General features: G+C 70.6%; 22 protein-coding genes and 1 pseudogene. 11 read left to right on the top strand and 12 right to left on the bottom strand.

Translation table 11 applies throughout. The annotated features are described in order from the left end of the window. Positions 1-934 (bottom strand): annotated as a pseudogene (locus Acy02nite_RS33755) (hypothetical protein); the annotation flags it as partial. 91 nt (positions 935-1,025) lie between these two features. Here Acy02nite_RS33755 and Acy02nite_RS33750 point away from each other — a divergent pair. The 3 genes from Acy02nite_RS33750 to Acy02nite_RS33740 all read left to right on the top strand — a co-directional run bounded on the left by Acy02nite_RS33750 (position 1,026) and on the right by Acy02nite_RS33740 (position 2,204). Continuing rightward, positions 1,026-1,448, top strand: coding sequence for a hypothetical protein (locus tag Acy02nite_RS33750; protein WP_203750137.1), 423 nt, complete (start codon positions 1,026-1,028; stop codon positions 1,446-1,448). 63 nt (positions 1,449-1,511) lie between these two features. Beyond that, complete coding sequence (locus tag Acy02nite_RS33745) at positions 1,512-1,703, top strand: hypothetical protein (RefSeq protein WP_203750134.1); 192 nt, start codon at positions 1,512-1,514, stop codon at positions 1,701-1,703. A 21-nt stretch (positions 1,704-1,724) separates the two neighbouring features. Further along, entirely contained in the window at positions 1,725-2,204 is a 480-nt protein-coding gene (locus tag Acy02nite_RS33740) for a hypothetical protein (RefSeq protein WP_203750131.1), read from the top strand. 712 nt (positions 2,205-2,916) lie between these two features. Here Acy02nite_RS33740 and Acy02nite_RS33735 read toward each other — a convergent pair. The 4 genes from Acy02nite_RS33735 to pdhA all read right to left on the bottom strand — a co-directional run bounded on the left by Acy02nite_RS33735 (position 2,917) and on the right by pdhA (position 6,834). Continuing rightward, a complete protein-coding gene (locus tag Acy02nite_RS33735) occupies positions 2,917-3,054 on the bottom strand; it encodes a hypothetical protein (protein ID WP_203750128.1) in 138 nt (45 codons plus the stop codon). Positions 3,055-3,254: 200 nt separating this feature from the next. Further along, on the bottom strand, positions 3,255-4,685 hold the full coding sequence (locus Acy02nite_RS33730; protein ID WP_203750125.1) for a dihydrolipoamide acetyltransferase family protein: 1,431 nt from the start codon (positions 4,683-4,685) through the stop codon (positions 3,255-3,257). Positions 4,686-4,690: 5 nt separating this feature from the next. Continuing rightward, the gene (locus Acy02nite_RS33725) at positions 4,691-5,680 is read right to left on the bottom strand and encodes an alpha-ketoacid dehydrogenase subunit beta (protein WP_203750140.1); all 990 of its coding nucleotides are present in this window, start codon (positions 5,678-5,680) and stop codon (positions 4,691-4,693) included. Beyond that, complete coding sequence (pdhA, locus tag Acy02nite_RS33720; protein WP_203750122.1) at positions 5,677-6,834, bottom strand: pyruvate dehydrogenase (acetyl-transferring) E1 component subunit alpha; 1,158 nt, start codon at positions 6,832-6,834, stop codon at positions 5,677-5,679. Before pdhA ends, Acy02nite_RS33725 begins: the two co-directional genes overlap by 4 nt. Positions 6,835-7,239: 405 nt before the next feature. On the opposite strand from pdhA, the gene Acy02nite_RS33715 reads away from it, so the two are divergent. Together Acy02nite_RS33715 and Acy02nite_RS33710 are read left to right on the top strand one after the other, a co-directional pair. Continuing rightward, positions 7,240-8,238, top strand: a complete 999-nt coding sequence (locus tag Acy02nite_RS33715; RefSeq protein ID WP_203750119.1) for a hypothetical protein — start codon at positions 7,240-7,242, stop codon at positions 8,236-8,238. Further along, positions 8,235-8,489, top strand: a complete 255-nt coding sequence (locus tag Acy02nite_RS33710; RefSeq protein ID WP_203750116.1) for a hypothetical protein — start codon at positions 8,235-8,237, stop codon at positions 8,487-8,489. Before Acy02nite_RS33715 ends, Acy02nite_RS33710 begins: the two co-directional genes overlap by 4 nt. 20 nt (positions 8,490-8,509) lie before the next feature. On the opposite strand, the gene Acy02nite_RS33705 is transcribed toward Acy02nite_RS33710, so the two are convergent. Genes Acy02nite_RS33705 through Acy02nite_RS33695 form a run of 3 tightly spaced genes read right to left on the bottom strand, consistent with a single transcriptional unit; the run spans position 8,510 to position 13,295 of the window. After that, complete coding sequence (locus Acy02nite_RS33705; protein ID WP_203750113.1) at positions 8,510-9,712, bottom strand: hypothetical protein; 1,203 nt, start codon at positions 9,710-9,712, stop codon at positions 8,510-8,512. A 35-nt stretch (positions 9,713-9,747) separates the two neighbouring features. Then, the gene (locus Acy02nite_RS33700) at positions 9,748-11,415 is read right to left on the bottom strand and encodes a GTPase family protein (RefSeq protein ID WP_203750110.1); all 1,668 of its coding nucleotides are present in this window, start codon (positions 11,413-11,415) and stop codon (positions 9,748-9,750) included. Beyond that, the gene (locus Acy02nite_RS33695; protein WP_425548053.1) at positions 11,412-13,295 is read right to left on the bottom strand and encodes an ABC transporter; all 1,884 of its coding nucleotides are present in this window, start codon (positions 13,293-13,295) and stop codon (positions 11,412-11,414) included. The genes Acy02nite_RS33700 and Acy02nite_RS33695 overlap by 4 nt, the downstream gene beginning before the upstream one ends. Positions 13,296-13,566: 271 nt before the next feature. On the opposite strand from Acy02nite_RS33695, the gene dnaK reads away from it, so the two are divergent. The 4 genes from dnaK to Acy02nite_RS33675 all read left to right on the top strand — a co-directional run bounded on the left by dnaK (position 13,567) and on the right by Acy02nite_RS33675 (position 17,757). Further along, complete coding sequence (gene dnaK, locus Acy02nite_RS33690) at positions 13,567-15,420, top strand: molecular chaperone DnaK (protein WP_203750079.1); 1,854 nt, start codon at positions 13,567-13,569, stop codon at positions 15,418-15,420. Next, positions 15,417-16,019, top strand: coding sequence for a nucleotide exchange factor GrpE (gene grpE / locus Acy02nite_RS33685; RefSeq protein ID WP_203750064.1), 603 nt, complete (start codon positions 15,417-15,419; stop codon positions 16,017-16,019). Before dnaK ends, grpE begins: the two co-directional genes overlap by 4 nt. 73 nt (positions 16,020-16,092) lie before the next feature. Then, positions 16,093-17,292, top strand: a complete 1,200-nt coding sequence (dnaJ, locus tag Acy02nite_RS33680) for a molecular chaperone DnaJ (protein ID WP_203750062.1) — start codon at positions 16,093-16,095, stop codon at positions 17,290-17,292. Between the two features lie 21 nt (positions 17,293-17,313). Further along, on the top strand, positions 17,314-17,757 hold the full coding sequence (locus tag Acy02nite_RS33675; protein WP_203750059.1) for a heat shock protein transcriptional repressor HspR: 444 nt from the start codon (positions 17,314-17,316) through the stop codon (positions 17,755-17,757). Positions 17,758-17,829: 72 nt separating this feature from the next. Here the strand turns inward: Acy02nite_RS33675 and Acy02nite_RS33670 are convergent, their stop codons facing one another. The 4 genes from Acy02nite_RS33670 to Acy02nite_RS33655 all read right to left on the bottom strand — a co-directional run bounded on the left by Acy02nite_RS33670 (position 17,830) and on the right by Acy02nite_RS33655 (position 21,435). Then, complete coding sequence (locus Acy02nite_RS33670) at positions 17,830-18,276, bottom strand: hypothetical protein (protein WP_203750056.1); 447 nt, start codon at positions 18,274-18,276, stop codon at positions 17,830-17,832. A 201-nt stretch (positions 18,277-18,477) separates the two neighbouring features. Beyond that, positions 18,478-19,686, bottom strand: a complete 1,209-nt coding sequence (locus tag Acy02nite_RS33665) for a cation:proton antiporter (protein ID WP_203750053.1) — start codon at positions 19,684-19,686, stop codon at positions 18,478-18,480. Positions 19,687-19,691: 5 nt separating this feature from the next. Further along, positions 19,692-20,189: a cation:proton antiporter regulatory subunit gene (locus Acy02nite_RS33660; protein ID WP_203750050.1), complete on the bottom strand. Its 498-nt coding sequence runs from the start codon at positions 20,187-20,189 to the stop codon at positions 19,692-19,694. Between the two features lie 43 nt (positions 20,190-20,232). After that, a complete protein-coding gene (locus Acy02nite_RS33655; RefSeq protein WP_203750047.1) occupies positions 20,233-21,435 on the bottom strand; it encodes a sugar efflux transporter in 1,203 nt (400 codons plus the stop codon). Between the two features lie 144 nt (positions 21,436-21,579). Here Acy02nite_RS33655 and clpB point away from each other — a divergent pair, with 144 nt between their 5' ends. After that, positions 21,580-24,165, top strand: a complete 2,586-nt coding sequence (gene clpB, locus Acy02nite_RS33650; protein WP_203750044.1) for an ATP-dependent chaperone ClpB — start codon at positions 21,580-21,582, stop codon at positions 24,163-24,165. Between the two features lie 576 nt (positions 24,166-24,741). Next, a partial coding sequence (locus Acy02nite_RS33645; RefSeq protein WP_203750031.1) for a hypothetical protein occupies positions 24,742-25,475 on the top strand: 734 nt, incomplete at its 3' end.

Genomic DNA, 25,475 nt, shown 5'->3' with positions numbered 1-25,475 from the left:
CCTCGGAGCGCTGGGGCGCCGGGAAGGAACCGAAGCCGTTGGAGCTTTCCTCGCCGCGCTGCTGTTCCGGGAAACGCTGGTGTTCCGCGGAGTGCTGCGACTCCGGCGAGTGCTGCTGTTCCGGGGTGCGCTGCTGATCCGGGGTGTGCTGCTGTTCCGGGAAGCGCTGGGCGAACGGGTTCGACTGGGCGCCGCTGTTCTCCTGGCCGAAGCCGGGCGCGCCGAAGCCGCCCTGGCCGAAGTCCGGCTGCCCGGAGTTGCCCTGGCCGAAGTCATTCTGCCCCGGCCTCGCCTGGCCGAAGTCGCCCTGGTCGTGACCAGCCTGGCCGAAGCCCGGCTGGCCCGGGCTCGCCTGCCCGAAGCCCGGCTGGCCCGAACTCGCCTGGCCGAAGTCTCCCTGGCCAGCGCCGGCCTGCCCGAAATCGCTCTGATCGGGGCCGGGGCGGCCGAAATCGTTCTGACTGAAGTCGTTCCGCCCGAAGCTGTTCGAGCCGGAGTTCGGCTGCCCGAAATCGGTCTGGCCGGAGTGGTTCGGACCCAGGTGGTTCGGGCCGGAGCTCTCGCGGCCCGGGCTGTCGAAGCCGGCGTTCTCCTGACCGGAGCCCTCCTGCTGCGCGAACGGAGATGCCGGCTCAGGCGAGTGCTGCGGGAACGGGGACGCCGGCTCGGGCGAGTGCTGCGCGAACGGATTCGGCGACGAGTCCGGCGTGAACGCCTCCGGCATGCGAGCACCCGGGAAGGGCGCGTTGCCGAACGGCGACTCCTCGGCGGCCGGGGTCTGCTCGGCCTCCTCGGGTGCTGGAGCGGGCCGCCCATAGACCCTGGCCTGCGGCGCGGAGGTGGACGGTGGCGGGATCTCGGCGCCGTCGGCCGGCGGGTTGACCCGGCCGGGCACCGAGACGCTCGCGGTGACCGGGCGAGCCGAACCGGACACGGGCCGGGGCCCGGCAGCCTCACGCGGCTGCGGAACCGAACCCGGCACAGACGCGGCACCGGACGAACCCGGCACGGATGCGGCACCGGACGTGCCCGGCACCGAAGCGGCGCCGGATGATCCGGGCATCGAAGGGAACCCGGACGAGCCGGGCACCGAGGCAGCGCCGGACGGCGAGCCGGGCACCGAAGCGGCACCGGAGGACGGGGCGACCGGCGGCACCGAGGCGGCCCCGAAGGGCGACCCGGCCGGCGGCACGGAAGCGGAACCCGCGGGCGGCATCGCCGCGGAGCCGGAAGACGCCGCGGCGGCCGCGGCACTCGGCGACGGCAGCGAACCACCGGAACCGAGCGCGGCGCCGGGCACCCGCTGGGGGAAGCCCGACGAGCCGGCGGCCTCCGACGATGATCCGCCGCCGAACGACGTGGATCCGCCGCCGAACGGCGAGGAGTCGCCGCCGAACGGCAAGGAGGGCTCGGCCGTCTCCCCGGTCGACGGGGTCGGCGCGCCATAGGTGGACGCCGCCCCGGACTGGGGAGCGGTGTAGCCCGCCGTACTACGAATCGGCAGGTCAAGGTTGGGGGCCGAGCCGTTCGGCTCACTGTCCGCGCCCGGCCCGGCCGGCGCCCGCAGCGGGAACCCGCTGCTCTCGCCCTGGCGGGTCGGGAACGTGGTGGCGGCCGGCTTCGACGCCTCCCCGGGAGCGGGGCGGGTGGCATTGCCGAGCCAGCTGTTCTCCGCCGGGCCGGTCAGGCCGGGACGCCCCTGAGAGGGAGCGTCCGGAAGATCGGTGAGGGTCGCGCCGGGCACCCGCGCCTTCTGCTCGCCGAAGGCGGAGAAGGTCGACTGGTCGGCCGCGGCCGCTGAGGCGCCCGGGGTGCGGGTCGGCAGGCCGCTGCTGGTGGTCGGCGGCGGAAAGGCCGGCGACTCCCCGGCCTGGGCCGGAAACCCGGCGGCGGCAGGGGCGGACGGCGGCGGGAAGCCGGACGCGCCGGGCGTGGAGCCCTGCGGGAATCCAGGCGTGCCCGAAGAGGCCTGCGGCGGGAATCCAGGCGTGCTCGAAGAGGCCGGCGGCGGGAAGCCGGGCGCGCCGGAAGACGAGGAGGGCGGCGGGAACCCCGGTGCGTCGGTGGCCGGCGCCCCGAACGGCCCGGCCCCCGGCACGGAAGCGGAGGCGCGCCCGGATGACGGCGTGAACGGCGACTCGCCCGGTCGCGGCTCACCGGCCGGAGCCGGCGGCGCCCACGCGGACTGCGACCGCTGCTGCTGATCGGAAGCAGCGGGAGCGCCATACGTCGAACCGGGCGAAACGGACCCGTAAGGCGAAGCTGTGCCGGGTGACACCGATCCGTACGGCGAAGCCTCCTCGGGCTGCCGAGCCGAGCCATACGGCGTTCCGGTGGGATTGGAGCCCGAGCCGAAGGTGGAGACTGCCGGAACCACGAAAGGTGACCCCCCGCCCGGCGCCGACTGCGGCGGCGGACCATACGACGTGGGGGTGCCATCGGTCGGAGGCGGGGCCGATGCCCGGCCCGAAACTCTCTGACCGTCGGATTCGGGTCCGCCCGACGCGGCCTCGGCCGGCTGCCCGGCGTGCTGCCCCTCGGACGTCATACTCGCCTCCTCATCGATGCGGCCGTGCCAGCTTTGCACGGACGCGACCCCGTCGGCGACCTCCGCCAAGGGCCGTGCCAGCTTCTCAGGCTTGGCCGTGCTGGGGCGCTGTCGAGAGCCCCGGCGCCCACTCCGGCCGGCCGTGCCGGGTTGGGAACCAGTGCCCAACCGTACCGGGCGTTCGGTGCGGAGAAAATCCCGGTGTACGCCACTGAGGTAATGCCACGCGGGGTGTTGACATGGTCGCCGATACGAAACAGCCCGCCCGGGTGACGCGGGCGGGCTGGTTGGCGAGCGCTGCTGCCGAAGGGTCTTTCCGGCGGATCATCCAGGGCTGGGGAGCAGCCCAGGTGGCGCCTGACGAACCCCTAGAAGGGCTGGCGCTGGGCGAAGAAGGCGATTTCGTCGCGCATGGCCTGGGTCGGCGCGGTCTGCATGGCGCGGTCGATGGCCCGGTGCTGACGGCTGATCTGGCGGCGGCGACGAATGCGGTCGATCACGTTCACGGCACTTGCTCGTTTCCCCGGCTGTCACCGGTATCACGACGTGCTGCCCCCGGACCGCTTGTGGCGGACACCGTCGGCGCACATCTCTGGTGTGCCTCAAGTGTCCGCCGCAAGGGTAGATCTTGCCAACTGTTTAGATGGTGATCCCGGTCATCCGCCTAACAATCAAAGGTCTGTAAGGCTAGATGACCTAATGAAAATCAGGTCCACGCCAGGAGTGCGGCTTCCGGGTCGGTGAGGAACTCGCCGATGTCCCGAAGGAACTTCGAGCCCAGCTCGCCGTCGATGATCCGGTGGTCGAAGGAGAGACCCAGCGTCGTGACCTGGCGCACCTTGATCTTGCCTTTGTGCACCCAGGGCGTCGGCCGAATCGCGCCGAAGGCCAGGATCGCCGACTCGCCCGGAGGCAGGATCGGTGTCCCGGTGTCGACGCCGAACACGCCCACGTTGGTGATCGACAGCGTGCCGTGCGCCATGTCGGCCGGCGGCGTCTTGCCCGACCGCGCGACCCGGATCAGCTCGTTGAGAGATTCCGCGAGCTCCCGAAGGCTGAGACGGCCGGCGTCCTTGATGTTCGGCACGATCAACCCGCGCTCGGTCGCCGCGGCGATCCCGAGGTTCACGTGATCCTTGATCACGATCTCGTTGGTGCCGGCCGACCACGACGAGTTGACCATCGGGTAACGCTTGACCGCGAGCAGCACCGCTTTGGCCACCAGCAGCAGCGGGGAGACGCGCAGGTCGGCGAAGTCACGCCGGGCCTTCAGCTTCTCCAGCGCTTTCATGCTGCGCGTGACGTCGACGGTGAGGAACTCGGTGACGTGCGGCGCGGTGAACGCCGAGGCCACCATGTTCTCCGCGGTGAGCTTCCGCACCCCCTTGACCGGGATGCGCTGCTCACGCGACGCGTCGAAGACCGGGACGGGCCGGGCTCCGGCCACCACCGCCGGCTTCGACGGGCCTTCGGCAGCCTTGTGTACGTCGTCACGCGTCACCGACCCCAGCGGCCCCGTCCCCGTGATCGTGGCGAGGTCGACTCCGAGATCCCGGGCGAGCTTGCGCACCGGCGGCTTGGCGAGCACCGGCCCACTGCGCGCCGGTGCGACGGTCTGGGCCGCCGGGGGGACGACCGAGGCCGGAGCCGGAGCAGCGGAAGCAGCCGGAACCGGAGCAACGGAAGCAGCCGCAGCCGGAGTGCTGACCCGGGGACGGCGCTTGACGCTGGCCTCCCGGACGCCGTAACCGACCAGCACCGGCGTACGCCCGAGACCCGGCGCGGCGGGTGCGGGACTGCCGACCATGCCGGGCTCGATCGCCCCTTCACTGGGCGCGATTGTGACCGCGGCCAGCGACTCGGCGGACGGCTCGGGCAGGTCCCCGGCGCCCGGGTCGGTGTCGATCGAGATGATCGGGCTGCCCACCTCGACGGTGGTGCCGGCCTCGTGGAAGATCTTCGTGACGACCCCGCCCCACTTCGCGGGGATCTCCACGGCCGCCTTCGCGGTCTCCACCTCGACGATCGGCTGGTTCAGCTCGATCGTGTCGCCGACCTTGACGAGCCAGGCGAGGATCTCACCCTCGGTCAGGCCCTCGCCCAGGTCGGGCAGGTTGAACTCCTTGATCCGCGACATCGGGCTCACCAGCCGAAGGAGCGGTCGACGGCGTCCAGCAGCCGGTCCAGATCCGGCAGGTACTCCTCCTCGGAGCGGGCCGCCGGGTACGGAATGTCATACCCCGTCACGCGCAGCACCGGTGCCTCGAGGGAGTAGAAGCACTCTTCGGTGATCTTGGCGGCCAGCTCGGCGCCCATGCCCAGGTTGCCGGGGGCCTCGTGGACCACGACGGCACGTCCGGTCCGCTTGACCGACTCGAAGATCGCCGGGAAGTCCACCGGTGAGAGCGTGCGCAGGTCGATGACCTCGAGGTTGCGCCCGTCCTCCGCCGCGGCGGCCGCGGCGTCCAGCGCGACGCGCACCATCGGCCCGTACGCCAGAATCGTCGCGTCGGTCCCGGGGCGCGCCACCCTGGCCGAGTGCAGCGGGTAGGCGCCGGTCAGCGGCGCCTCCAGGTCGACCTCGCCCTTCTCCCAGTAACGCCGTTTCGGCTCGAAGAAGACGACCGGGTCGTCGGAGGCGATCGCCTGCTGGATCATCGTGTAGGCGTCGGCCGGGTTCGAACAGGTCACGACCTTGAGGCCGGGAGTGTGCGCGAAGTACGCCTCGGGCGACTCGGAGTGGTGCTCGACCGCGCCGATGCCGCCGCCGAACGGGATCCGGATGACGATCGGCACCCGGACCTTGCCCTTGGAGCGGTAGAACATCTTCGCCACCTGGGCGACGATCTGGTTGTAGGCAGGGAAGACGAACCCGTCGAACTGGATCTCGCAGACCGGCCGGTAACCGCGGATGGCCAGGCCGACCGCGGTGCCGACGATGCCGGCCTCGGCCAGCGGGGTGTCGATGACCCGGTTCTCGCCGAAGTCCTTCTGCAGGCCGTCGGTGATCCGGAAGACGCCGCCGAGCTTGCCGACGTCCTCGCCCATGACGACGACCTTCGGGTCGTTCTCCAGGGCGCGGCGCAGGCCGTGGTTGAGGGCCTTGCCCAGGGTGATCGTCTCGGCCATCAGTGCCCACTCCCCTCGAACGACGCGTGGTACTCGGTGAACGCGGCACGCTGCTCGTCGATCTCGGGCGAGCCGTTCGGATAGACGTGGTCGAACATCGTGACCGGCTGGGGGTCGGGCATCGCCAGCACCCGCTCACGCAGGTCCAGCGCCAGCTTGCGGGCGGACTCGTCGACCTCACCGAAGAAGTCGTCGTCGGCCAGCTGCTGCTTGGTGAGGAACGCACGTACCCGGGAGATCGGGTCCTTGGCCTTCCACGACTCGACCTCGGAGGCGATCCGGTACCGCGTGGGGTCGTCCGAGCTGGTGTGCGCGCCCATCCGATAGGTGTACGCCTCGATCAGGGTCGGGCCCTGGCCGTTGCGGGCATTGTCCAGCGCGGCGCGGGTCACGGCGTAGCTGGCCAGCACGTCGTTGCCGTCGATCCGGATGCCCGGGAAGCCGTAGCCCAGCGCGCGGCGGTACAGCGGGATGCGGGTCTGCCGCTCCAGGGGCTCGGAGATCGCGTACTGGTTGTTCTGGCAGAAGAAGACCATCGGGGCGTTGAACACCCCGGCCCAGACGAACGACTCGTTGACCTCGCCCTGGCTGGTCGCGCCGTCACCGAAGTAGGCGATCACCGCCTCACCGTCCGCGCTGCCGGTCTTGCCGTCCATGGTGATGCCCATGGCGTAACCGGTCGCGTGCAGCGTCTGCGAGCCGATCACGATGGTGTAGCTGTTGAACTTGTGCTCGTTCGCGTCCCACCCGCCCTGATCGACGCCGCGGAACAGGCCGAACGGCATGATCGGGTCGATGCCGCGGCAGTACAGCACACCGTGCTCGCGGTAGGTGGGGAAAGCCATGTCCTGTGTCCGCAGCGCTCGGCCGGAGCCGACCTGAGCCGCCTCCTGACCCAGCAGGCTTGCCCAGAGTCCCAGCTCGCCCTGCCGTTGCAGGGCGGTCGCCTCGGCGTCCAGACGCCGGACCGTCACCAGGTCGCGATAGAGCCCGCGGTACTCCTCGTCGGTGAAGTCGACCGAGTACGTGGTCCCGTCCGCCGTAGTGACGCTGCCGACGTGGTCGCCGTCGGGCGTGAGCAGTTGGACGAAGCCGCCTGCCGGAGCGTCGCTGCCCCCTCCCGAGGGGCGCGTTGCCGCGGCTTTGCCTTTCGCCATCCGTGTCTCCCTGTATCTCTCTGCGCCCGCGGCGGGTGTCGCCCGGCCACGCGGCGGACCATCGGGTAGCCGCGCATGTGCCGGGTGAGGCTGCCGCGCGACGTTCCGGCGAGACTGTGTCCCTGCCAGGACGGCCCGCCGTAGCCCCGCTGATCGGCGGAGGCGACGGCGGCGGTGCCGTCGCCTTCATCCTGACAGAGGTAACGACTGCCGCGAGTGCCTGCGGATCACGATTAGAGATTTTCTGTTGACGTATCGTTAAGGGTATTTGTCCCTTTTAATACCTTTAGTACCTCGCTTCAGTGCGAATGCGCCGGTCCCACCGCTGCCGAACGGCCCATGGGTCGTTCACCCCTGTGACCGAGACGGATCTAGGTTGATCTTTGGTTCGAAAGGGACATCCGCGTGCCGCACCTGCCCGACGACGACGGCTTCGAGCCGCCCCTGAAGGTGCTCAGGAAGCGGTTCAACGGCGTGTACCGCGAGGACCACGGGCTCTCCGGCCCGGCCCGGCGTTACATCCTGCTGGTCGCGATGCTGGTCGCGCTCGCCTCGGTGCCGACGCTCGCCGTGATCACGGTCGGGACCAGCGAGATCACCGGCAAGGATCGGCCCGGCGCCATGGACGCGCCGTTCCTTCCGCCTCCGGTCACCGGCCCGGTGCGGCCTTCGACCCAGGAGCAGAGTCCTTCGGCGTACGGCCCTCCGGGGCGGCCGCCGTCCGTTCCAGTTCAGCCGCCGACGGCGACTCCGGACTTGTCACCGCAGGTCCGCACAGGAGAACCCATTCCCGCGGTGCCGGGTCTTCCCGTGGTCCCGGACGATGATTCGCCCGTCGCGGCAACAAGTCCGAACTCTCCTGCGGACGGTCATCCGAAATCGGCTGACGAGGGAGTTTCCCGCCCGGGTCCGGTCGCCGCGTTCCCCACGATTCCGGGGTTGCCGGCCGTTCCGGACGACGACTGGGAGCCGCCGCTGGCTCGCCGTGCCGCAGCCGGTGAGATGCCACGGTTCGACGACTCGGCCTGGGACAAAATGGATTCTTCAGATGATGACGATTCCGATGACGAGTTGGATTCCCGGGGCGGTGACACGGGCGTGACTCAGGACGACCCGCCCACGGCTCAGGACGACCCGCCCAAGGCTGAGGACGACGCAGCCTCGGAGCAGGACGACGCAGCCCCCGCTCAGGACCAGGCGTCCACGGACGAGGACGAGACGCCTGCAGATGAGGACGAGTCGTCCACAGACGACTCTGTCGCGGGCGACGAGGACGACTCCGACGAGGGCTCCGAGGACCCGGAGCCCGACGACTTCCCGCACCACGAGTGCGAGGCCGCCTTCCGTTCCACCATCTCCGACCGGCCCCGAACCGGTCCGACTCCAGCCGGAGGTCAGCAGTGACCGAACGCCAGCCCAACGTCAACGCCGCCCGGATCGTCGAGTACAGCTACCCGGCCGGCCGCAACGTCCGGCGCTCGATGGCGCAGCCCCGCACCGAGGAGGGCCGGATCACCAACCGCCCCTACCGTGGTCACCACCGTGCCGAGCACACCCACCACGACGAGCAGACCCCCGCGCGTCAGCGCAGCTCACGGGTGGGCCGTCATCACCTGGACCACCACACCGGCGACCACCACGCCAACTCCCGCTGACCCCGGACGGACCGGGGAGCTCACTCACCCAGGCGGTCGCTGTTGGCCTGCAGCCACGCGTCGATCGCCTCCGAGTCGTTCGGGTCGACGCCCTCGGCGATGAGCTGGGCGACCGCCGCGGTGGCCGGGCTGCGCCGCTCGCCGGTGGAGTAGAGCCGGACGAACTCCGGCACCAGTTTCTCCACCTCGGCCGCGGTTTCGGCGATCGCCGCCGCCGGCAGCCCGCGCCGCCACGTCGCATAGGCGGACCAGGCCCGTACGACCTGGGGCAGCATCGCCGCGTCGTCGATGTCCAGCACCGCGCGGCGGTGCACCCAGTCCAGCAGGAACAGGCCCGCGACCGCCGGGCTCCAGCGCAGCGGGTCGGCGCCGGGCAGCGTGGCGGCGTGGTCGAAGAGCAGGCCGAGGCAGAACTGCAGCGACGGCTGGTCCGTTTCCGGCCCGGCCAGCCCCGCGCGCGCCGCCTCGGGCGAGGCCAGGAAGTCCCGCAGGAGCTCGGCGGCGGGCGGCCCGGCCGGCTCGTCGAGCGGCGGGGTGGTGGCCGCGGGCAGCAGCGCCAGCCGGGCCGCGGCCAGCGCGCGGTCGGTGGCCAGCGAGCCGTCCGCCGGCAGATCGCCGAGCTCGTCGGTGATCCGCAGGTGGGTGTCCACCTCGTCGCGCAGCCGGCCCGGGTCCTCGTCGCGGAACCAGGTCAGCTCGTCCTGCTCGCACACCGTCCGCACCTGGGCGAGCACCTGGTCGGCGGCGGACGAGACGAACACGTCCTTGACGATGCCGATGTTGTGGTCGACCAGGATCACCACGGCGTGGTCGGGACCGCCGGCGGCACTGTCCTCGTACGCGTACGTCACGAGGTATGAGGTCTGATCGCCGTACACGTCGCCGTAGGCATGGAATCCGGTCGGCCGGACCCGCCCCAGCTGCCCGGTCCACGACGGGCCGTGCTCGTCGTGCCCGACCCGGTCGGCGCCGGGCGCATCGGGGACGAGAGTCGCGAAGACCTCGCGGATGGTCGCCGCGGCCGGCTCGGTGCTGCCGCCGGTGGCGGTGAGGAAGTCGCCGACGAAGTCCCGGACAGCGGTGGCCCGATCATCGGGGGCGACCGAGTAGACGCTGCCCAGCAGCGCTGTTCCGAGCATTTCCGCGTCCAGCGCGCAGTCCAGCTTGATCACGTCGCGGGCCGCGTGCAGCACCGCCTCGTACACGCTGTGGGGTGCCGGCATGCCGCGAGCCTACCGCTCGCGGCACGCAGTTCGAACTACTCCGAACGCACCACGCCGAGTGCTTCGCGGGCCTGGGCGTACGCGTTGAGCACCTCACGCACCGGCGCCACCACGTATCCACGGCCGACATCGGTCACCGCGGCCCGCAGCTTCTGCTCGGCCCGGCGTCGCGCCCGCCGCCCGCCGGCCTCGACCAGCGGCTTCAGCAGCAGCCAGAGCAGCAGCCCGAGGCCGAGCCCGCCGAGCAGCAGCAGGGTCGCCAGCGGCACCGCGCCGACCTTCGGGTCGCCGAGGTCGGGCAGGCCGAGCGCGCTCATCGCGTAACCCAGCACCAGCCAGATCAGCCCGGCCGCGGCCGCGGCCAGCAGGAGCCACTGCAGCCCGCCGACCAGCCGCCACCACGCCGGCCTGTGGTCGGCGCCCAGGTCGGTGGTGGCGATGGCCCGGTCCAGAGCGTCCGGCAGGTCACCGGTCCTCGACCGCGCGGCGGCGTTCAGGGCCGGCGCCCACACCTCCGGCAGCGGGGCCGCGGCCCGCGCGGCGACCGCACGCACCGACAGGCCGACAGCCGACTTCTGCGCCGCGTCCGCCTCCGGCAGCGAGGTCCGCGGCACGATGTCCGTCGACACTCCGTCGGTCTCGATCTTGTCCCCGAGGTGCAGCTTGCGCAGCGGGTCCGGACGCAGCCGGCGCAGACCGCGGACCAGCGGCCAGCCGGTGGCCGCGGCGGCGTGCTGCCGGTAGGCCGCCGCGGCGGCGTCGGCGACCGCGGGCACCCCGGCGGAGGCCGCGAGAGCGTCCGTGAGCTGCCTGACGGTCGCCCGGTCCACCTCGTCCTCGGCGGCCGGCGGGCCCATCATCGCGGCCAGTTCCTCGCCGGCCACGTCGACGTCGGCGGCGAGCCGTCGCAGGGCGGCCTGCCGCCCGGCGACGGTCGCCTCCAGCGCGTCGCGCAACTCCCCGAGCATGCCGGGCTGTTTCGCCGAGGAGGCCAGGACCGGCGCGCCGGTCAGCCCGTCCTCCTCCAGCAGGCGCCGCAGGTCGGCGAGCACGGCCTCGGTGTCCTGAGCGCTCAGCCGGTCGGCCTGGTTGAGCACCACGATGGTCACGCCGGCGTGCGTGTTGAACTGCGAGAGGTAGGCGCGGTGCAGGATGCGGTCGCCGTACTTCTGCGGGTCGACCACCCAGACGATCTGGTCGACCAACCCGAGCAGCCGGTCCACCTCCAGCTGGTGAGCCTGCTCGATCGAGTCGAAGTCGGGCAGGTCGAGCAGGACCAGGCCGCGCAGCGAGGCCTCGTCGTCGCCGTCCAGCGCGCTCTCCCGGACGAAGCGCTGCCGGGGCAGCACGCCGATCCAGTCGAGCAGGCGGTTGGCCGGCTCCAGCGGGCCCCACACCACGGCGTGCGCGGTGCCGGTGGTCGGCCGCCGCACGCCGACCGGGGACAGCTTGAACCGCGCGAGCGCGTTGAACAGGCTCGACTTGCCGCTGCCGGTGCTCCCCGCCAGCGCCACCACGGTGTGGTCCAGCGACAGCGTCAGCCGCCCGCTGGCCCGTTCCACGAGGGTGTGCGCCGTGACCAGCTCGCCGTCCGGCAGGTACGGATCGACCAGCCGGAGGAAGCGGGTCAGTGCCTCCAGCCGACGCGTCAGGTCCTCGGCGTCCACCCGATCGGTGTCACGCACCTTTTCCACCAGACTCATGACCCCGATCCGGTCAACGCGATGTCCTTCCTGGCGCTCTCCACCTCAGCGGCGGCCCGGCGCAACAGTGTGCCCGGTTCCGCGTCCAGGCGCACGGCCGCGGTGCGTTCCGTGTACCGGGCGGCTTCGGCGTCGAGCAGTTCGTCGAAACGGGCGACCAGCTCGGTGCGGGCCCGCGTGGCGAGAGTACGGATCGCCTGGTCCCCGAAGACCGCCTCGAGCACCTTCTGCGCGGCGACAGTGGTGCCTGCCCCGACCGCCACCTCCAGGCCGGTCGGGATGAAGGCGGTCGAGGTGAACACCGCGATCATGACGGCCAGCCCGGCGCCGTTCACCGCGTACGCCGCGCCGCGGGCGACCGAGCGCTTGTCGCCGGCCTCGCGCCGGACCAGGTCCAGCACCCATTTCTGCCAGTCGCGGACCATCCGGTCGGTCTTCTCGGGCAGCGTGGCCGAGGCGCTCTTCAGCTCCGGCAGCAGCAGCGGCTCGCCGGCCGGGTGCTGCTGCCACGACGTGTACGCCTGCTCGGCGGCGTCGGTTGCCACCCCGCGCAGCAGGGTGACCAGCTGGGACTCCAGCGCGGTCTGCAGCTTACGACTGGGCTCGGGCCGGCCGGTGACGGCCGCCACGAACCTGTCGCGCAGGGCGCCGACCCGGGACTCCAACGTGCGCAGGAACTCGCCGGTGCCGACGAACTCCTGCCAGCGGGCCAGCACCTCGCCGCGGAGCAGCCGCCCGTCCTGCAGCCCCTCCCGGACGGTCTGCTTGGCGGCGCGGTAGGCGGCCGCGGCCCGCTCGTCCAGCGCCTGCGCCGCGCGGGTCTGGTCCTCAGCGGCCTCGGCCAGGCCGTTCACCACCGGGACCAGGGCCGCCAGCGCCCCGTCGAGGGTCTGCCGGGCCACCGCGTCGCGCGCCGCCGGATCGGCCGAGAGCCGGGCGAACCACTGCTGCATGGGCTGGATGACCGGGGCCGGGAGCATGCCGCGGCTGTCCAGCTCGGTCTCCGGCAGGACGAACAGTGGCGCCGCGCCGAGGTCGTGCTCGGTCAGCATCTCGCCCAGGTGCGCGGAGATCTCGGCGGCCGCGTCGAGCGGCACCCGGTCCAGCACCAGGGCGATCACCGTGCCGCGCAGGCGGGCGGTCTTGAGCAGCTCCCACGGGACGGCGTCGGCGTAGCGCGCGGCGGTGGTGACGAACAACCACAGGTCGGCCGCGGCCAGCAGCTGGGCGGCGAGTTTGCGGTTGTGGTCGACCACCGAGTCGACGTCCGGCGCGTCGAGCAGGGCCAGGCCGGGGCCGATGCCGCGGGCGCCGATCACCTGCAGTGAGTTCGGGTCGTCGCTGGTCTTGACGGTGCGGATCAGCCCGGGCAGCAGGTGCGGCTGCTCGAACCAGCCCAGATTCTCCGGGTGGGCGACCAGCACCGGCGAGCGCGTCGTCGGGCGCAGCACGCCGGCCGTCGTCACCGGCTCCTGGATCAGGCTGTTGACCAGCGTCGACTTGCCGGCGCCGGTGGAGCCGCCGACCACCACGAGCAGTGGCGCGTCCAGCCGGGCCAGCCGGGGGAGCAGATAGTCGTCGAGTTGGGCGAGCAGGGCGGAGCCGACGCGGCGGGCCTCCTCTGCGGAGGGCAGCACCAACGGGTACGACACAGTGCCGAGTGCGGTGTGCAATCGGTTGAGTGCCGCCACGATCCTGCCCACGGCGGGTGGGGGTGCGACCGGTGTGATGCCGTTCTCCTTGTTCGCCGGACGTGCCGGACCGGACCTCGTACCATCGGAAAGGTCTGCGCGCACTGGGCTGACCTGGTCTTTCTTGCTTTCAACGGCAGGGACGGCGGATTGGGCCGACGGACCGACCGCTTCTCCGTGCGTCGTCACGGATAAAGCGTGCACGATCTATCAGGGTCGAGCAACGGGAACCGGTATGCCGTGACCGGACAGGTATCTAGGTGATTCCGCGTGAAGCGCGCGTTCAAACCCTGACTTGCGCCGGTCCGACTCAACTTCGATTTGACGGTTGGCATCCGCGTGGCATCATTGAGTCGGCTCCACTCAACCCTGTACGGACTCGTGCTTGTACGAACAGGCTCAGCCTGTACGAACAGGCTCATGCTCGTACGACACAGCCGGTAACGAAGCGAGGAACACCATGGCACGTGCGGTCGGCATCGACCTCGGCACCACGAACTCCTGCGTCAGCGTTCTGGAAGGAGGCGAGCCCACCGTCATCGCCAACGCGGAGGGCTCCCGGACGACGCCGTCGATCGTGGCCTTCGCCCGCAACGGCGAGGTGCTCGTCGGCGAGGTCGCCAAGCGCCAGGCGGTGACCAACCCGGACCGGACCATTCGTTCGGTCAAGCGGGAGATCGGCACCAACTGGTCGATCGACATCGACGGTAAGAAGTACACCCCGCAGGAGATCTCCGCGCGGGTGCTGATGAAGCTCAAGCGCGACGCCGAGGCGTACCTGGGTGAGCAGATCGCGGACGCGGTCATCACCGTCCCGGCGTACTTCAACGACGCCCAGCGTCAGGCGACCAAGGAAGCCGGCGAGATCGCCGGTCTGAACGTCCTGCGGATCGTGAACGAGCCGACCGCGGCGGCGCTCGCCTACGGGCTGGACAAGGGCTCCAAGGAGCAGACCGTCCTGGTCTTCGACCTGGGTGGTGGCACGTTCGACGTCTCTCTGCTGGAGCTGGGCGACGGTGTCATCGAGGTCAAGTCGACCTCCGGTGACAACCACCTCGGTGGCGACGACTGGGACCAGCGGATCATCGACCACCTGGTCAAGACGTTCCGCGGCGAGCACGGCATCGACCTCTCGCAGGACAAGATGGCCCTCCAGCGTCTCCGCGAGGCCGCCGAGAAGGCCAAGATCGAGCTGTCCGCGGCGACCACCACCAGCATCAACCTGCCCTACATCACCGCCGGGGCGAACGGCCCGCTGCACCTGGACACGTCGCTGTCCCGGGCCGAGTTCCAGCGCATGACGCAGGACCTGCTGGACCGCTGCAAGGGCCCGTTCGAGTCCGCGATCAAGGACGCCGACGTCAAGCTCTCCGACATCGACCACGTCATCCTGGTCGGCGGCTCGACGCGTATGCCGGCCGTGACCGAGCTGGTGCAGAGCCTGATCGGCCGTGAGCCGAACAAGGGCGTCAACCCGGACGAGGTCGTCGCCGTCGGTGCCGCGCTGCAGGCCGGTGTGCTCAAGGGCGAGGTCAAGGACGTCCTGCTGCTCGATGTCACCCCGCTGTCGCTGGGCATCGAGACCAAGGGCGGCATCATGCACAAGCTGGTGGAGCGCAACACCACCATCCCGGCGCACCGCTCCGAGGTCTACACCACGGCAGACGACAACCAGCCCTCCGTGCTGATCCAGGTCTACCAGGGTGAGCGCGAGATGGCGGCGTACAACAAGAAGCTCGGCACCTTCGAGCTCAGCGGCATCGCGCCGGCTCCGCGCGGCGTCCCGCAGATCGAGGTCTCCTTCGACATCGACGCGAACGGCATCGTGCACGTGTCCGCCAAGGACCTGGGCACGGGCAAGGAGCAGAAGATGACGATCACCGGCGGCTCCGCGCTGCCGAAGGAAGACATCGAGCGCATGATGCGCGACGCCGAGTCGCACGCCGACGACGACAAGAAGCGGCGTGAGGACGCGGAGGCCCGCAACCTGGCCGAGCAGCTCCAGTGGCAGACCGAGAAGTTCCTGGCGGAGAGCGGCGACAAGCTCCCCGAGGACAGCAAGAACAAGATCGGCGAGGCCCTCGGCGAGCTGCGTGGCGCGCTCGGTGGCACCGACATCGAGAAGATCAAGTCGGCGCACGAGCGGCTGTCGCAGGTCTCCCAGGAGGCCGGCTCGCAGCTCTACTCGCAGGGTGAGACCCCGCAGGCCGGTCCCGCGGGTGCCGGTGCCCCCGGTGGCGCGACCGGCGCCGGCCCGGCCGCCGGTGGCGACGACGTCGTGGACGCCGAGATCGTGGAGGACGACAAGAAGTGAGCGCCAAGGACGACGACAACGACGGTCAGGCGGCCGAGCGGGAAGTCATCCAGGGCGAGATCGACTCGGCGACCGAGGACACTCCGCAGAAGAAGCGCGGTGCCCACCGCGCGCCTGACGAGGAGGAGACCCCGGTGACCGAGGATGCCAAGCCCGATGGCCTCGGCGCCGAGCTGGCGGCGGTGCGCGGCGAGCTCGACGAGCGGACGCACGACCTGCAGCGGGTGACGGCGGAATACGCCAACTACCGCAAGCGGGTCGACCGTGACCGGGGCGCGGCGGCCGAGCAGACCACCGGCGCGGTGCTCACCGCGCTGCTGCCGGTGCTCGACGACATCGACCGGGCGCGCGAGCACGGTGACCTGGTCGGGCCGTTCGCCTCGGTGGCGGAGCAGCTGACCGCGGTGACCGGCAAGCTCGGCCTGGTGGCCTTCGGCGAGAAGGGCGACCCGTTCGACCCGAATCGTCACGAGGCGGTCGCGCACCAGACGTCCGCGGACGTCACGGAGGCGACCTGCGTCGAGGTGATGCGTCGTGGCTACACGCTGGGCGAGCGGCTGCTGCGCCCGGCGATGGTCGCCGTGGCCGATCCGGAGTGAGTTTCCGTTGTGGTCCCGCCCGCCGGTTCGCCGGCGGGCGGGACTTCACCCGTAAGTCGAGGAGGTGAACCGGGTGAGCTCGAAGGACTGGCTCGAGAAGGACTTCTACGCCGTTCTCGGCGTGAACAAGTCCGCTTCAACCGACGAGATCAAGAAGGCGTACCGGAAGCTCGCCCGCGACCTGCACCCCGACCGGAACCCGGGCAACAAGGAGGCCGAGGAGAAATTCAAGGCCGCCTCCGAGGCGTACGACGTTCTCGCCGACGACAAGAAGCGCAAAGAGTATGACGAGATGCGCTCCCTGTTCGGCTCCGGCGCGTTCCGTCGTGGCGCGGGCCGGCCCGGTGCCGGTGGGGCGCAGTTCGACCCGTCCGACCTGTTCGGCGGCTTCACCGGCGCGGCCGGAGGAGGCGCTGACCGCCGGTTCGGCGGCACCGGATTCTCCGACATCTTCAGCTCGATCTTCTCCGGTGGCGCCAACGCCCCCGGCGGCCCGGCCGGGCGGCGTGGCCCGCAGCGCGGGCGGGACGTGGAGACCGAGGTGACGCTGGACTTCGCGCAGGCGGTGCGGGGCACCACGCTGCCGCTGACCCTGCGCACCCCGGGCGCCTGCGACACCTGTCACGGCAGCGGGGCCAAGCCCGGCACCACGCCGCGTGCCTGTGCGAAATGCCAGGGCACCGGCCTGATCTCCAGCAACCAGGGGTCGTTCAGCTTCTCCGAGCCGTGCCGCGAGTGCCAGGGCTCGGGCAGCATCGTCGACGAGAAGTGCCCGGAGTGCCGGGGCACCGGTGGCGTCACCAAGAGCCGGACGATCAATGTCCGGTTCCCGGCCGGTGTCGCCGACGGGCAGCGGATCCGGCTGTCCGGCCGCGGTGAGCCGGGTGACCGGGGTGGCCCGGCCGGTGACCTCTACGTGCAGGTCAAGGTGCGTCCCGACGACCTGTTCGGGCGCAGCGGCGACGACCTCACGCTGACCGTCCCGATCACCGTGGCCGAGGCTGTCCTCGGCACCGACCTGCGGGTGCCCACGCTGGACAACCCGGTCACGCTGCGGGTGCCGGCGGGGACGCCGAGCGGCCGCAAGCTGCGGGCCCGGGGCAAGGGCGTGGCTCGCAAGGAGGGGCAGTCCGGCGACCTGATCGTCACCGTCGAGGTGCAGATCCCGTCCGGCGTCAGCGGCGAGGCCCGCGACGCGCTGGAGAGCTTCGCGAAACTCACCCCGCCGGCCGGGCGGGAACGGCTCGAGGCGCGGTTGCGCAAGGCCGGCTAGGGACCCTTCCGGAGGTGGCACATGTATGAAGAGATCAGCATCTCGGTGGAACAGGCCTCCGACGCGAAGGTCCTGATCATCTCGGTGGCCGCCCGGCTCGCCGGGATGCATCCACAGACGCTCCGGCAGTACGACCGGCTGGGGCTGGTGCAGCCCGGCCGGGCCGGTGGTGGCGGCCGAAGGTACAGCCAGCGCGATGTCGCCCTGCTCCGCGAGGTGCAGAAGCTGAGCCAGGAAGAGGGCGTCAACCTGGCCGGCATCAAGCGGATCATCGGCTTGGAGCAGCTCGTCGGCGATCTGCAGCACCGGATCGCGGAGTTGGAGCACCAGCTGGAGGACGCGTACGAGCGCATCGCTCAGCTGGAGTCGATGAACCCGTATGCCGGCCGGGGTGATCTTGTTCGTCAGGAGAGGCACTCGACTGCTCTGGTGGTGTGGCGCCCGCGGCGTTCCCCCGACCACTGAACTCTCCGGGAATCAGAACGGCGGCCCTCCGGTTTCGGAGAGCCGCCGTCACTGCTTGTGGTGACCGACTGATTACCGTCGGTTGAAGAGGCCGACCCGTCGCGGGTTGCGCACCAGGCCGCCCTCCATCCAGTCGTGGTGGTCGAACAACTCCGGCCGGGTCATCAGCACCCGGCAGTTGTGCGCCCAGATCTGCATCGGCTCGTCACCGACCTGCTCGGCGCGCTCCATGAACTTCTTGAGCCGCCGTTTGCGCTGGCTGGACGCGTTCTGTCGAACGCCGTCCGCCGCATAGATGTACATGCAGTGCTGCGCGAACCGCCGGGCCGGGCACTGCCGGTCCATGGCCAGTTCGAACAGCGTCGGGCCGAGCACGTCGCCGGAGATCAGCAGGTCCCAGTCCTTCGGCATCGTGCTCAGTGGCACCGCCTCGGGGTGGTAAGCCCACGCCTCCAGTTCGGCCGGCCGGGGATCGACCGGGTTGCCGAACCCGATGAAAGTCGCCTCTCGCACAGTCAACGCCGCCGCCTTATTCACCCGTTCGCACCGCGACGCGCGGATCGCACTGTCAGTCGCGTGTGTCGAACGTCCCAATACACAGAGTCGTCGCGGCGCAACGGTAGCGCGATCAATGAGTGAACGGAAGTGTCAAGAGTTCACATTCAGATACTGGACAGTAACTTTTTGCTCTGCTCCAGGTGGCATCGATCGTTACCAAGATCACTCAACCGTGGGCAGGGAGTTCGTCGTGGAACGCTGTGCTGCCATCCGTCTGCGCACCAGCGTCCTGAACCACGCGTAGTCCGGCAGCCGGGCGAGCATCGGGCCGGAGACGACGGTGATCAACACGTACGCGGTGGCCAGCGGAGCCAGTCGCGGCTCCACCCCGGAGGCGACCGCGAGCCCCGCGATGACCACCGAGAACTCCCCGCGAGGGGTGAGCGCCAGCCCGGTCCGCAGGCGGCCGGGCAGCGCGATCCCGGCGCGCCGGGCCGCGAGGTAACCCGTAGCGATCTTGGTGAGCATGGTCAGCACGGCCAGCCCAAACGCGGGCAGCAGCACCGGCGGCATGTCGGCAGGGTCGGTGGAGAGCCCGAAGAACACGAAGAACACCGCGGCGAACAGATCGCGCAGCGGCGACAGCATCTCGGTGGCGTGGTGCGCGACCGGGCCGGAGAGCGCGATCCCGACCAGGAACGCCCCGACCGCCTCGGAGACCTTGAGCTCGGCCGCCACCCCTGACACGAACAGCGTCAGTCCGAAAACGCTCAGCAGCAGCGCCTCGGGATCCTTCACCGACATGAAGCGGCTGATCGCGCCGCCGTAGCGGATCGCCACCACCAGCACCGCCACCACCGTGACCACCGCGACCCCGAGGGTGCTCAGGCCGCCGAGCAGCCCCACCCCGGCCAGCACCGCGGTGGCGATCGGCAGGTAGAACGCCATCGCCAGGTCCTCGATCACCAGGACCGAGAGGATCACCGGGGTCTCCCGGTTGCCGAGCCGGCCCAGGTCGGCGAGCACCTTCGCGATCACCCCGGACGAGGAGACCCAGGTGATCCCGGCCAGCACCAGAGCGGCCTTGGCATCCCAGCCCAGCAGCAGGGCGAACAGCGCGCCGGGCAGCGCGTTCAGCAGCATGTCGATGACGCCCGCCGGTGCCGCCGAGCGCAGGTTCCCGACCAGCTCGTCGGCGGAGTACTCCAGGCCGAGCATGACCAGGAGCAGGATCACCCCCATCTGGGCGCCGATCCCGATGAACTCCTCGCTGGCCGAGAGCGGCACCAGGCCGCCGTGCCCGAAGGCGAGACCGGCCAGCAGGTAGAGCGGGATCGGCGAGAGCCCGAACCGGCGGCCCGCCCGGCCGAGCATCCCGAGACCGAACAGCAGCGCCCCGATCTCGATGAGCAGGACCGTGGTGTGGTGCACGGGACTCAGCCGGTGGTGTCGCCGGCCAGGATGGCGGTGACGCCGTCCAGCCCGTCGCGGGTTCCGACGGCGACGACCACGTCGTTCGCCTCGAACTGGAACGACGGCCCGGGGGAGGGGATCACCTCACGGTCGCGCAGCACGGCGACGATCGAGGCGCTGGTGCGCGTACGCGCGCGGGTGTCACCGAGGCGGCGGCCGACGAAGGGCGAGCCGGCCGGCAACGCGATCTGCTCGGTGAGCAGCCCGGCCGCCTGCTGGCGCAGCCCGGCGAGCTGGCCCAGCATCAGCGACGCGCCGAGGACGTCGGCCAGCGCCTCGGCCTCGTCGTCGGTGAGCGGGATCGAGGCCAGGCACGCATCCGGGTCGTCGACGTCGTAGAGCACCAGGTCGCGACGGCCGTTGCGGTGTGACACCACCCCGACGGTACGTCCCGAGGAGGTCACCAGGTCATGTCGAACGCCGATTCCCGGCAGCGGAGTCTGTTCCACCCGTACGCGCACGCTGTCCACGGTAGCCCGAGGGCAGTGACTTTCGTCGCATCCGTCAGGCGTTCTCCGTCCTGACCTGCGAGATCGACTCGACCGGGGTTCGGGCGGGCGGCCTGGCGACCAGCAGCAGGATCAGGCCGAGAACCGCAAGACCGAGATTGATCACGTACGCGAGGCGGTAGTCGTACTGCTGGGCCACCCCGAACAGCGGCGCTGCCAGGATCTGCCCGATCGGGAACGTGTTGGTGAACATCGTCGTGGCCCGGCCCGGATGCGACGGCATCAGATCCTGCACGTACGAGATGCCGAGCCCCGAGTTCGTCGCGATGAACACCGCGTTCAGCACCTGCGCGGCGGCCAGCATCCACACCGAGTGCGCCACCGCGGCCAGCGCCTGATAGGCCACCCCGGTCACCACGCCGGCCAGGATCAGCACCCGCAGCGGCACCCGGGTGCTCAGTGCGCCGAAGCCGAGCATCAACGGGATCTCCAGCGCCGCACAGAGCCCGAGGACCAGGCCGGAGTCACCGACCGTGCCGTGCAGGTTCTCGGTGACGTACAGCGACATCGCCTGCACGCCGAGAACCATGGTCGTGGTGGTCAGCACGAACCCGGCGATGATCGGGTAGACGGCCCGCGGCGGGCGGAAGTCGTCACGCCTGCCCTTGGCGGCGGGCGCGGGCGCCTCGAGCTCGGGCAGCCACCGCGTGGTGATCAGGGCCGCGATCAGGTAAAGCACGGCGGCGGTGCCGTAGACGTACCGGAAATCGGTCTTGTCGAGAAGGATCGCGGCGAGCGGCGGGCCGGCCACCCAGGCGATCGAGAAGACCGTGCGCAGCGAACTGATCCCCATCGCGGCGTGGTTCGGGTTCTCGCTGGTCAGAACCTGACGGGCGTAGGCGAACGACTGCGGATAGAACGAACCGGCGAGCGCGGTGGCCGTGACGGTCAGCGCCAGCAGGACCCAGTAGTCGCGGACCACCGAGGTCAGCCCGGTGCCGGCGCAACCGGCCAGGGCGGCCGCGATCAGCAGCATCCGGCGCATCGGCCGGCGGTCCGAGATGCGGGCGAGCATCTGCGACATCGCGACACCGGAGAGCGCGGCGACGATCAGGAACGCCGAGACCTGGACGGGGTTGGCGTGCACCTCGGTGCTGAGAAAGAGCCCGAGGAACGGGCCGACCACCGAGGTGGCGATCCCGGAGGCGAGGAAGATGAAGCCGAGCGGGAGCAGCCGCCGCGACAGGAGGCGCGTCACTCCTCGTACGTTACGGCGCGTCGGCGGGAGAGCGCTCTCGGCGTGGCCACCGTCACCACGCACTTTTCCGGACGAGTTAAAGTTGAGTGGAATACGCTCAAGTCTGTTGGGTTACACCCGGTGGGACGCCGATCAGGGGAGCTCATGAACGCCGAACGTTTGACCACCAAGAGCCGCGACGTGATCAAGGGCGCCGTGGCCAACGCCGCTCAGAGCGGGCACGCCACGGTCGAGCCGTGGCACATGCTGCTCGCCTTGCTGGACACCGCCGGGTCCACCGCGCAGGCACTGCTGCGTGCCGTCGGGGCGAACCCGGCCGACGTCCGCCGCGCCGCGGCCCGCGCCATCGAGCAGCTGCCCAGCGCCCGCGGCGCCAGCACCGCCGAGCCCAGCCTCTCCCGCGAGTTTGTGAACGCGATCGGCGAGGCCGAGCTGATCGCCCAGCCCCTCGGCGACGAGTACATCTCGACCGAGCACCTGCTGGCCGGTCTGGCCCGCGGCGGCGGCTCCGTCGGCCAGACGCTGAAGACCGCCGGCGCCACCGAGGAAGCGCTGGTCGCCGCGTTCCCGCAGGTGCGTGGCGGCGACCGCAAGGTGACCAACGCCGACCCCGAGCAGACCTACAAGGCGCTGGAGAAGTACAGCGTCGACCTGACCGCGCTGGCGCGCGAGGGCAAGATCGATCCCGTGATCGGCCGCGACGCGGAGATCCGGCGCGTGGTGCAGGTGCTCTCCCGGCGTACCAAGAACAATCCCGTTCTGATCGGTGAGCCCGGTGTCGGCAAGACCGCGATCGTCGAGGGCCTGGCCCAGCGGATCATCGCCGGTGACGTGCCGGAGTCGCTGCGCGACAAGACGCTGGTCTCTCTGGACCTCGGCGCCATGGTCGCCGGCGCGCAGTACCGGGGGCAGTTCGAGGAGCGGCTCAAGAGCGTGCTGGAGGAGATCCGCAGCTCGAACGGCCAGGTCGTGACGTTCCTCGACGAGCTGCACACGGTCGTCGGCGCCGGCAAGGGCGAGGGCTCGATGGACGCCGGCAACATGCTCAAGCCGATGCTGGCCCGCGGCGAGCTGCGGATGGTCGGCGCGACGACCCTCGACGAGTACCGCGAGCACATCGAGAAGGACCCGGCCCTGGAGCGGCGCTTCCAGCCGGTCGTGGTCGGCGAGCCGACCGTCGAGGACACCATCGGCATCCTGCGCGGGCTCAAGGGGCGGTATGAGGCGCATCACCGCGTCCAGATCACCGACGCCGCGCTGGTCGCCGCGGCCAGCCTCTCCGATCGCTACATCAGCGACCGTTTCCTGCCGGACAAGGCGATCGACCTGATCGACGAGGCCGCCTCCCGGCTGCGCATGGAGATCGACTCCCGGCCTGTGGAGCTGGACCAGTTGCAGCGCCAGGTCGACCGGATGCGGGTCGAGAAGCTCGCGCTGAGCAAGGAGACCGACCCCGCGTCGATGGCCCGGCTGGAGCGGCTCGACCGTGACCTCGCCGACCGCGAGGAGGAGCTGACCGCCCTGAACGCGCGATGGGAGCGCGAGCGCGGCGGGCTGAACCGGGTCGGTGAGCTGAAGAAGCAGCTCGACGAGGCGAAGGCGGCGCAGGAGCGGGCGCAGCGTGACGGTGACCTGCTCCAGGCTTCCCGCCTGCTCTACGAGGTGATCCCGGGCCTGGAGAAGGAGATGGAGGCCGCCGCCGCGTCGGAGGAGGAGAACACCGAGCCGCCGATGGTCAAGGAGGAGGTCGGCGCCGACGACATCGCCGAGGTGATCTCCTCGTGGACCGGCATCCCGGCCGGCCGGATGATGGAGGGCGAGACCGCCAAGCTGCTCCGCATGGAGGAGTCCCTGCAGGCCAAGGTCATCGGCCAGCGGGAAGCGGTCGCCGCGGTCGCCGGCGCGGTCCGCCGGGCGCGGGCCGGCATCGCCGACCCGGACCGCCCCACCGGCAGCTTCCTCTTCCTCGGCCCGACCGGTGTCGGCAAGACCGAGCTGGCCAAGGCCCTGGCCGGCTTCCTCTTCGACGACGAGCGGGCGATGGTCCGGATCGACATGAGTGAGTACGGGGAGAAGCACTCCGTCGCCCGTCTAGTCGGCGCCCCGCCCGGCTACGTGGGGTACGAGGAGGGTGGCCAGCTCACCGAGGCGGTGCGCCGCCGGCCGTACAGCGTGGTGTTGCTCGACGAGGTGGAGAAAGCCCACCCGGACGTCTTCGACGTGCTGCTCCAGGTGCTCGACGACGGGCGGCTCACCGACGGCCAGGGCCGGACGGTCGACTTCCGCAACGCGATCCTGGTGCTGACGTCGAACCTCGGCTCGGCGACCGCCGACTTCACGATGAGCGACGAGGAACGGCACGACGAGGTGCTGGCCGTGGTCCGGGCGCACTTCAAGCCCGAGTTCCTGAACCGGCTGGACGACATCGTGGTGTTCCACGCGCTGACCAGGGAAGACCTTACGGCGATCGTCGACATCCAGCTCAGCCGGCTGCGGGCCCGGCTCGCCGAGCGGCGGCTCACGCTGTCGGTGGCCGAGGACGCGGTCGGGTGGCTGGGCGAGCACGGTTACGACCCGATCTACGGCGCCCGTCCGTTGCGCCGGCTGGTCCAGGCCACCATCGGTGACCTGCTGGCGAAGGCGTTGCTGGCCGGCGAGATCCAGGACGGTGACACCGTGGTGGTGTCGCTCGACCCGGCGAAGGACACCCTCACGGTCCAGCGCGGCTGACCTTTCCCAGATCAAGAAAGAGCCCCAGGGGGTACGTCCCCTGGGGCTCTTTCCTACGAGGCTGCTTCCCGTTGCCGGTAAGCGTGGGTCATCAGAATGTCCGTGATGGCGTGCTCGCCGTCAGCGGACCAGATCCTGATCCCGTCCCGATGAAGCTGATATCGAACATCCTTGAATCGGGTCCGGGTGTCGTCATGGTGAACGACGGTCAGGGTGTCTGCGTGGGGCATGGGACTCACCGGTCCTTGTCAGGTCTGGGGCGGCCGCGGTGTGGTCACGCGGCCGGCGCAATCGGAAAGGCGCCCTGAATCGGTCTGCCTCGGCCCCGGCAAGGTGTGAGCGGGGCGGGCGACTCGTGCGGGCAGGCGGCGTCGTCGGAGGTCTCTGGTGCCTGCCGGACGCCACGGATGGAAGTGTAGGGGCTGGCGTCCAACGATGTAGCCCCTCGAACGAGCGACCCTTTGCGGGCATTTGCGTCATCGTCGCCCGATGTTGCCACAGCGTCGCCCAGGGTGCGTGCCGGTCGCGGGACCTGGTTCGCGACCGATACCGTGAACGGATCTAGAGGAGGACTCTGTGACCGCTCCCACATATCCACCGTCGCCGTATCCGCCCATGCCGCCACCGCAGGGTCGGCCGGCCACCGTGACGATCGCGTCCGCGCTGCTCTTCGTGGTCGCTGTCGCCCAGGTGGTGTTCGGGATCCTCGCCTTCTCGGCGCTCAGCAAGGCCGGGGACGTCTACGACGTCGCGTACAGCGGCACGGAATTCGCCAACCTCGGCAGCACCGTTGTCGCCTTCGCGGTGGTGCTCGTCGTCCTCTACCTGATCATCGGGATCGGCCTGGGGCTGCTCGGATTCTTCGACCTCCGCGGCAAGCAGCCGGCCCGGGTGATCACCTGGATCGTCTCCGGCCTGCTCATGTGCTGCGCGGTGATCGTCCCGCAGACCGCGGTGGTGCTGATCACCGACTTCGCGTCGGCGATCAGCGGGAACGCCACCGGGACGAGCCGGCTGCCCACCCAGCGGGAGCTGGACGCGCTGCTCGACGGCTCGGTGCCGGGATGGTTCGACTCCCTCGGGGTGTGGTTCACGCTGTTCGCGCTTCCTGCGCTGATCGCGGTGGTGATCCTGCTGGCGGTGCCGCCGTCGAACCGGTTCTTCCGCAAGCCGGCGGCCGGGTGGAACCCGTATCAGCAGCCGGGGTATCCGGGTGGGTATGTGCCGTCGGGGTATGGACAGCCTTATCCCGGGGCTTACCCGCCGCCGGGAGCGGTGCCTGGTGGTCAGCCCGGTCCGGGTCAGCCTGG

Source organism: Actinoplanes cyaneus (assembly GCF_016862095.1).
GTDB lineage: Bacteria > Actinomycetota > Actinomycetes > Mycobacteriales > Micromonosporaceae > Actinoplanes > Actinoplanes cyaneus.
Note: the sequence above shows the minus strand (reverse complement) of the source record. Positions and strands in the feature narration are given on the sequence as shown.

Excerpts from the sequence above, each read along its gene's own strand:
- clpB (WP_203750044.1), top strand. The coding sequence starts at position 21,580 with ATGAACGCCGAACGTTTGACCACCAAGAGCCGCGACGTGATCAAGGGC.
- Acy02nite_RS33730 (WP_203750125.1), bottom strand. The coding sequence starts at position 4,685 with ATGTCGCGGATCAAGGAGTTCAACCTGCCCGACCTGGGCGAGGGCCTG.
- Acy02nite_RS33675 (WP_203750059.1), top strand. The coding sequence starts at position 17,314 with ATGTATGAAGAGATCAGCATCTCGGTGGAACAGGCCTCCGACGCGAAG.
- Acy02nite_RS33705 (WP_203750113.1), bottom strand. The coding sequence starts at position 9,712 with ATGCCGGCACCCCACAGCGTGTACGAGGCGGTGCTGCACGCGGCCCGC.
- pdhA (WP_203750122.1), bottom strand. The coding sequence starts at position 6,834 with ATGGCGAAAGGCAAAGCCGCGGCAACGCGCCCCTCGGGAGGGGGCAGC.
- Acy02nite_RS33700 (WP_203750110.1), bottom strand. The coding sequence starts at position 11,415 with ATGAGTCTGGTGGAAAAGGTGCGTGACACCGATCGGGTGGACGCCGAG.
- dnaK (WP_203750079.1), top strand. The coding sequence starts at position 13,567 with ATGGCACGTGCGGTCGGCATCGACCTCGGCACCACGAACTCCTGCGTC.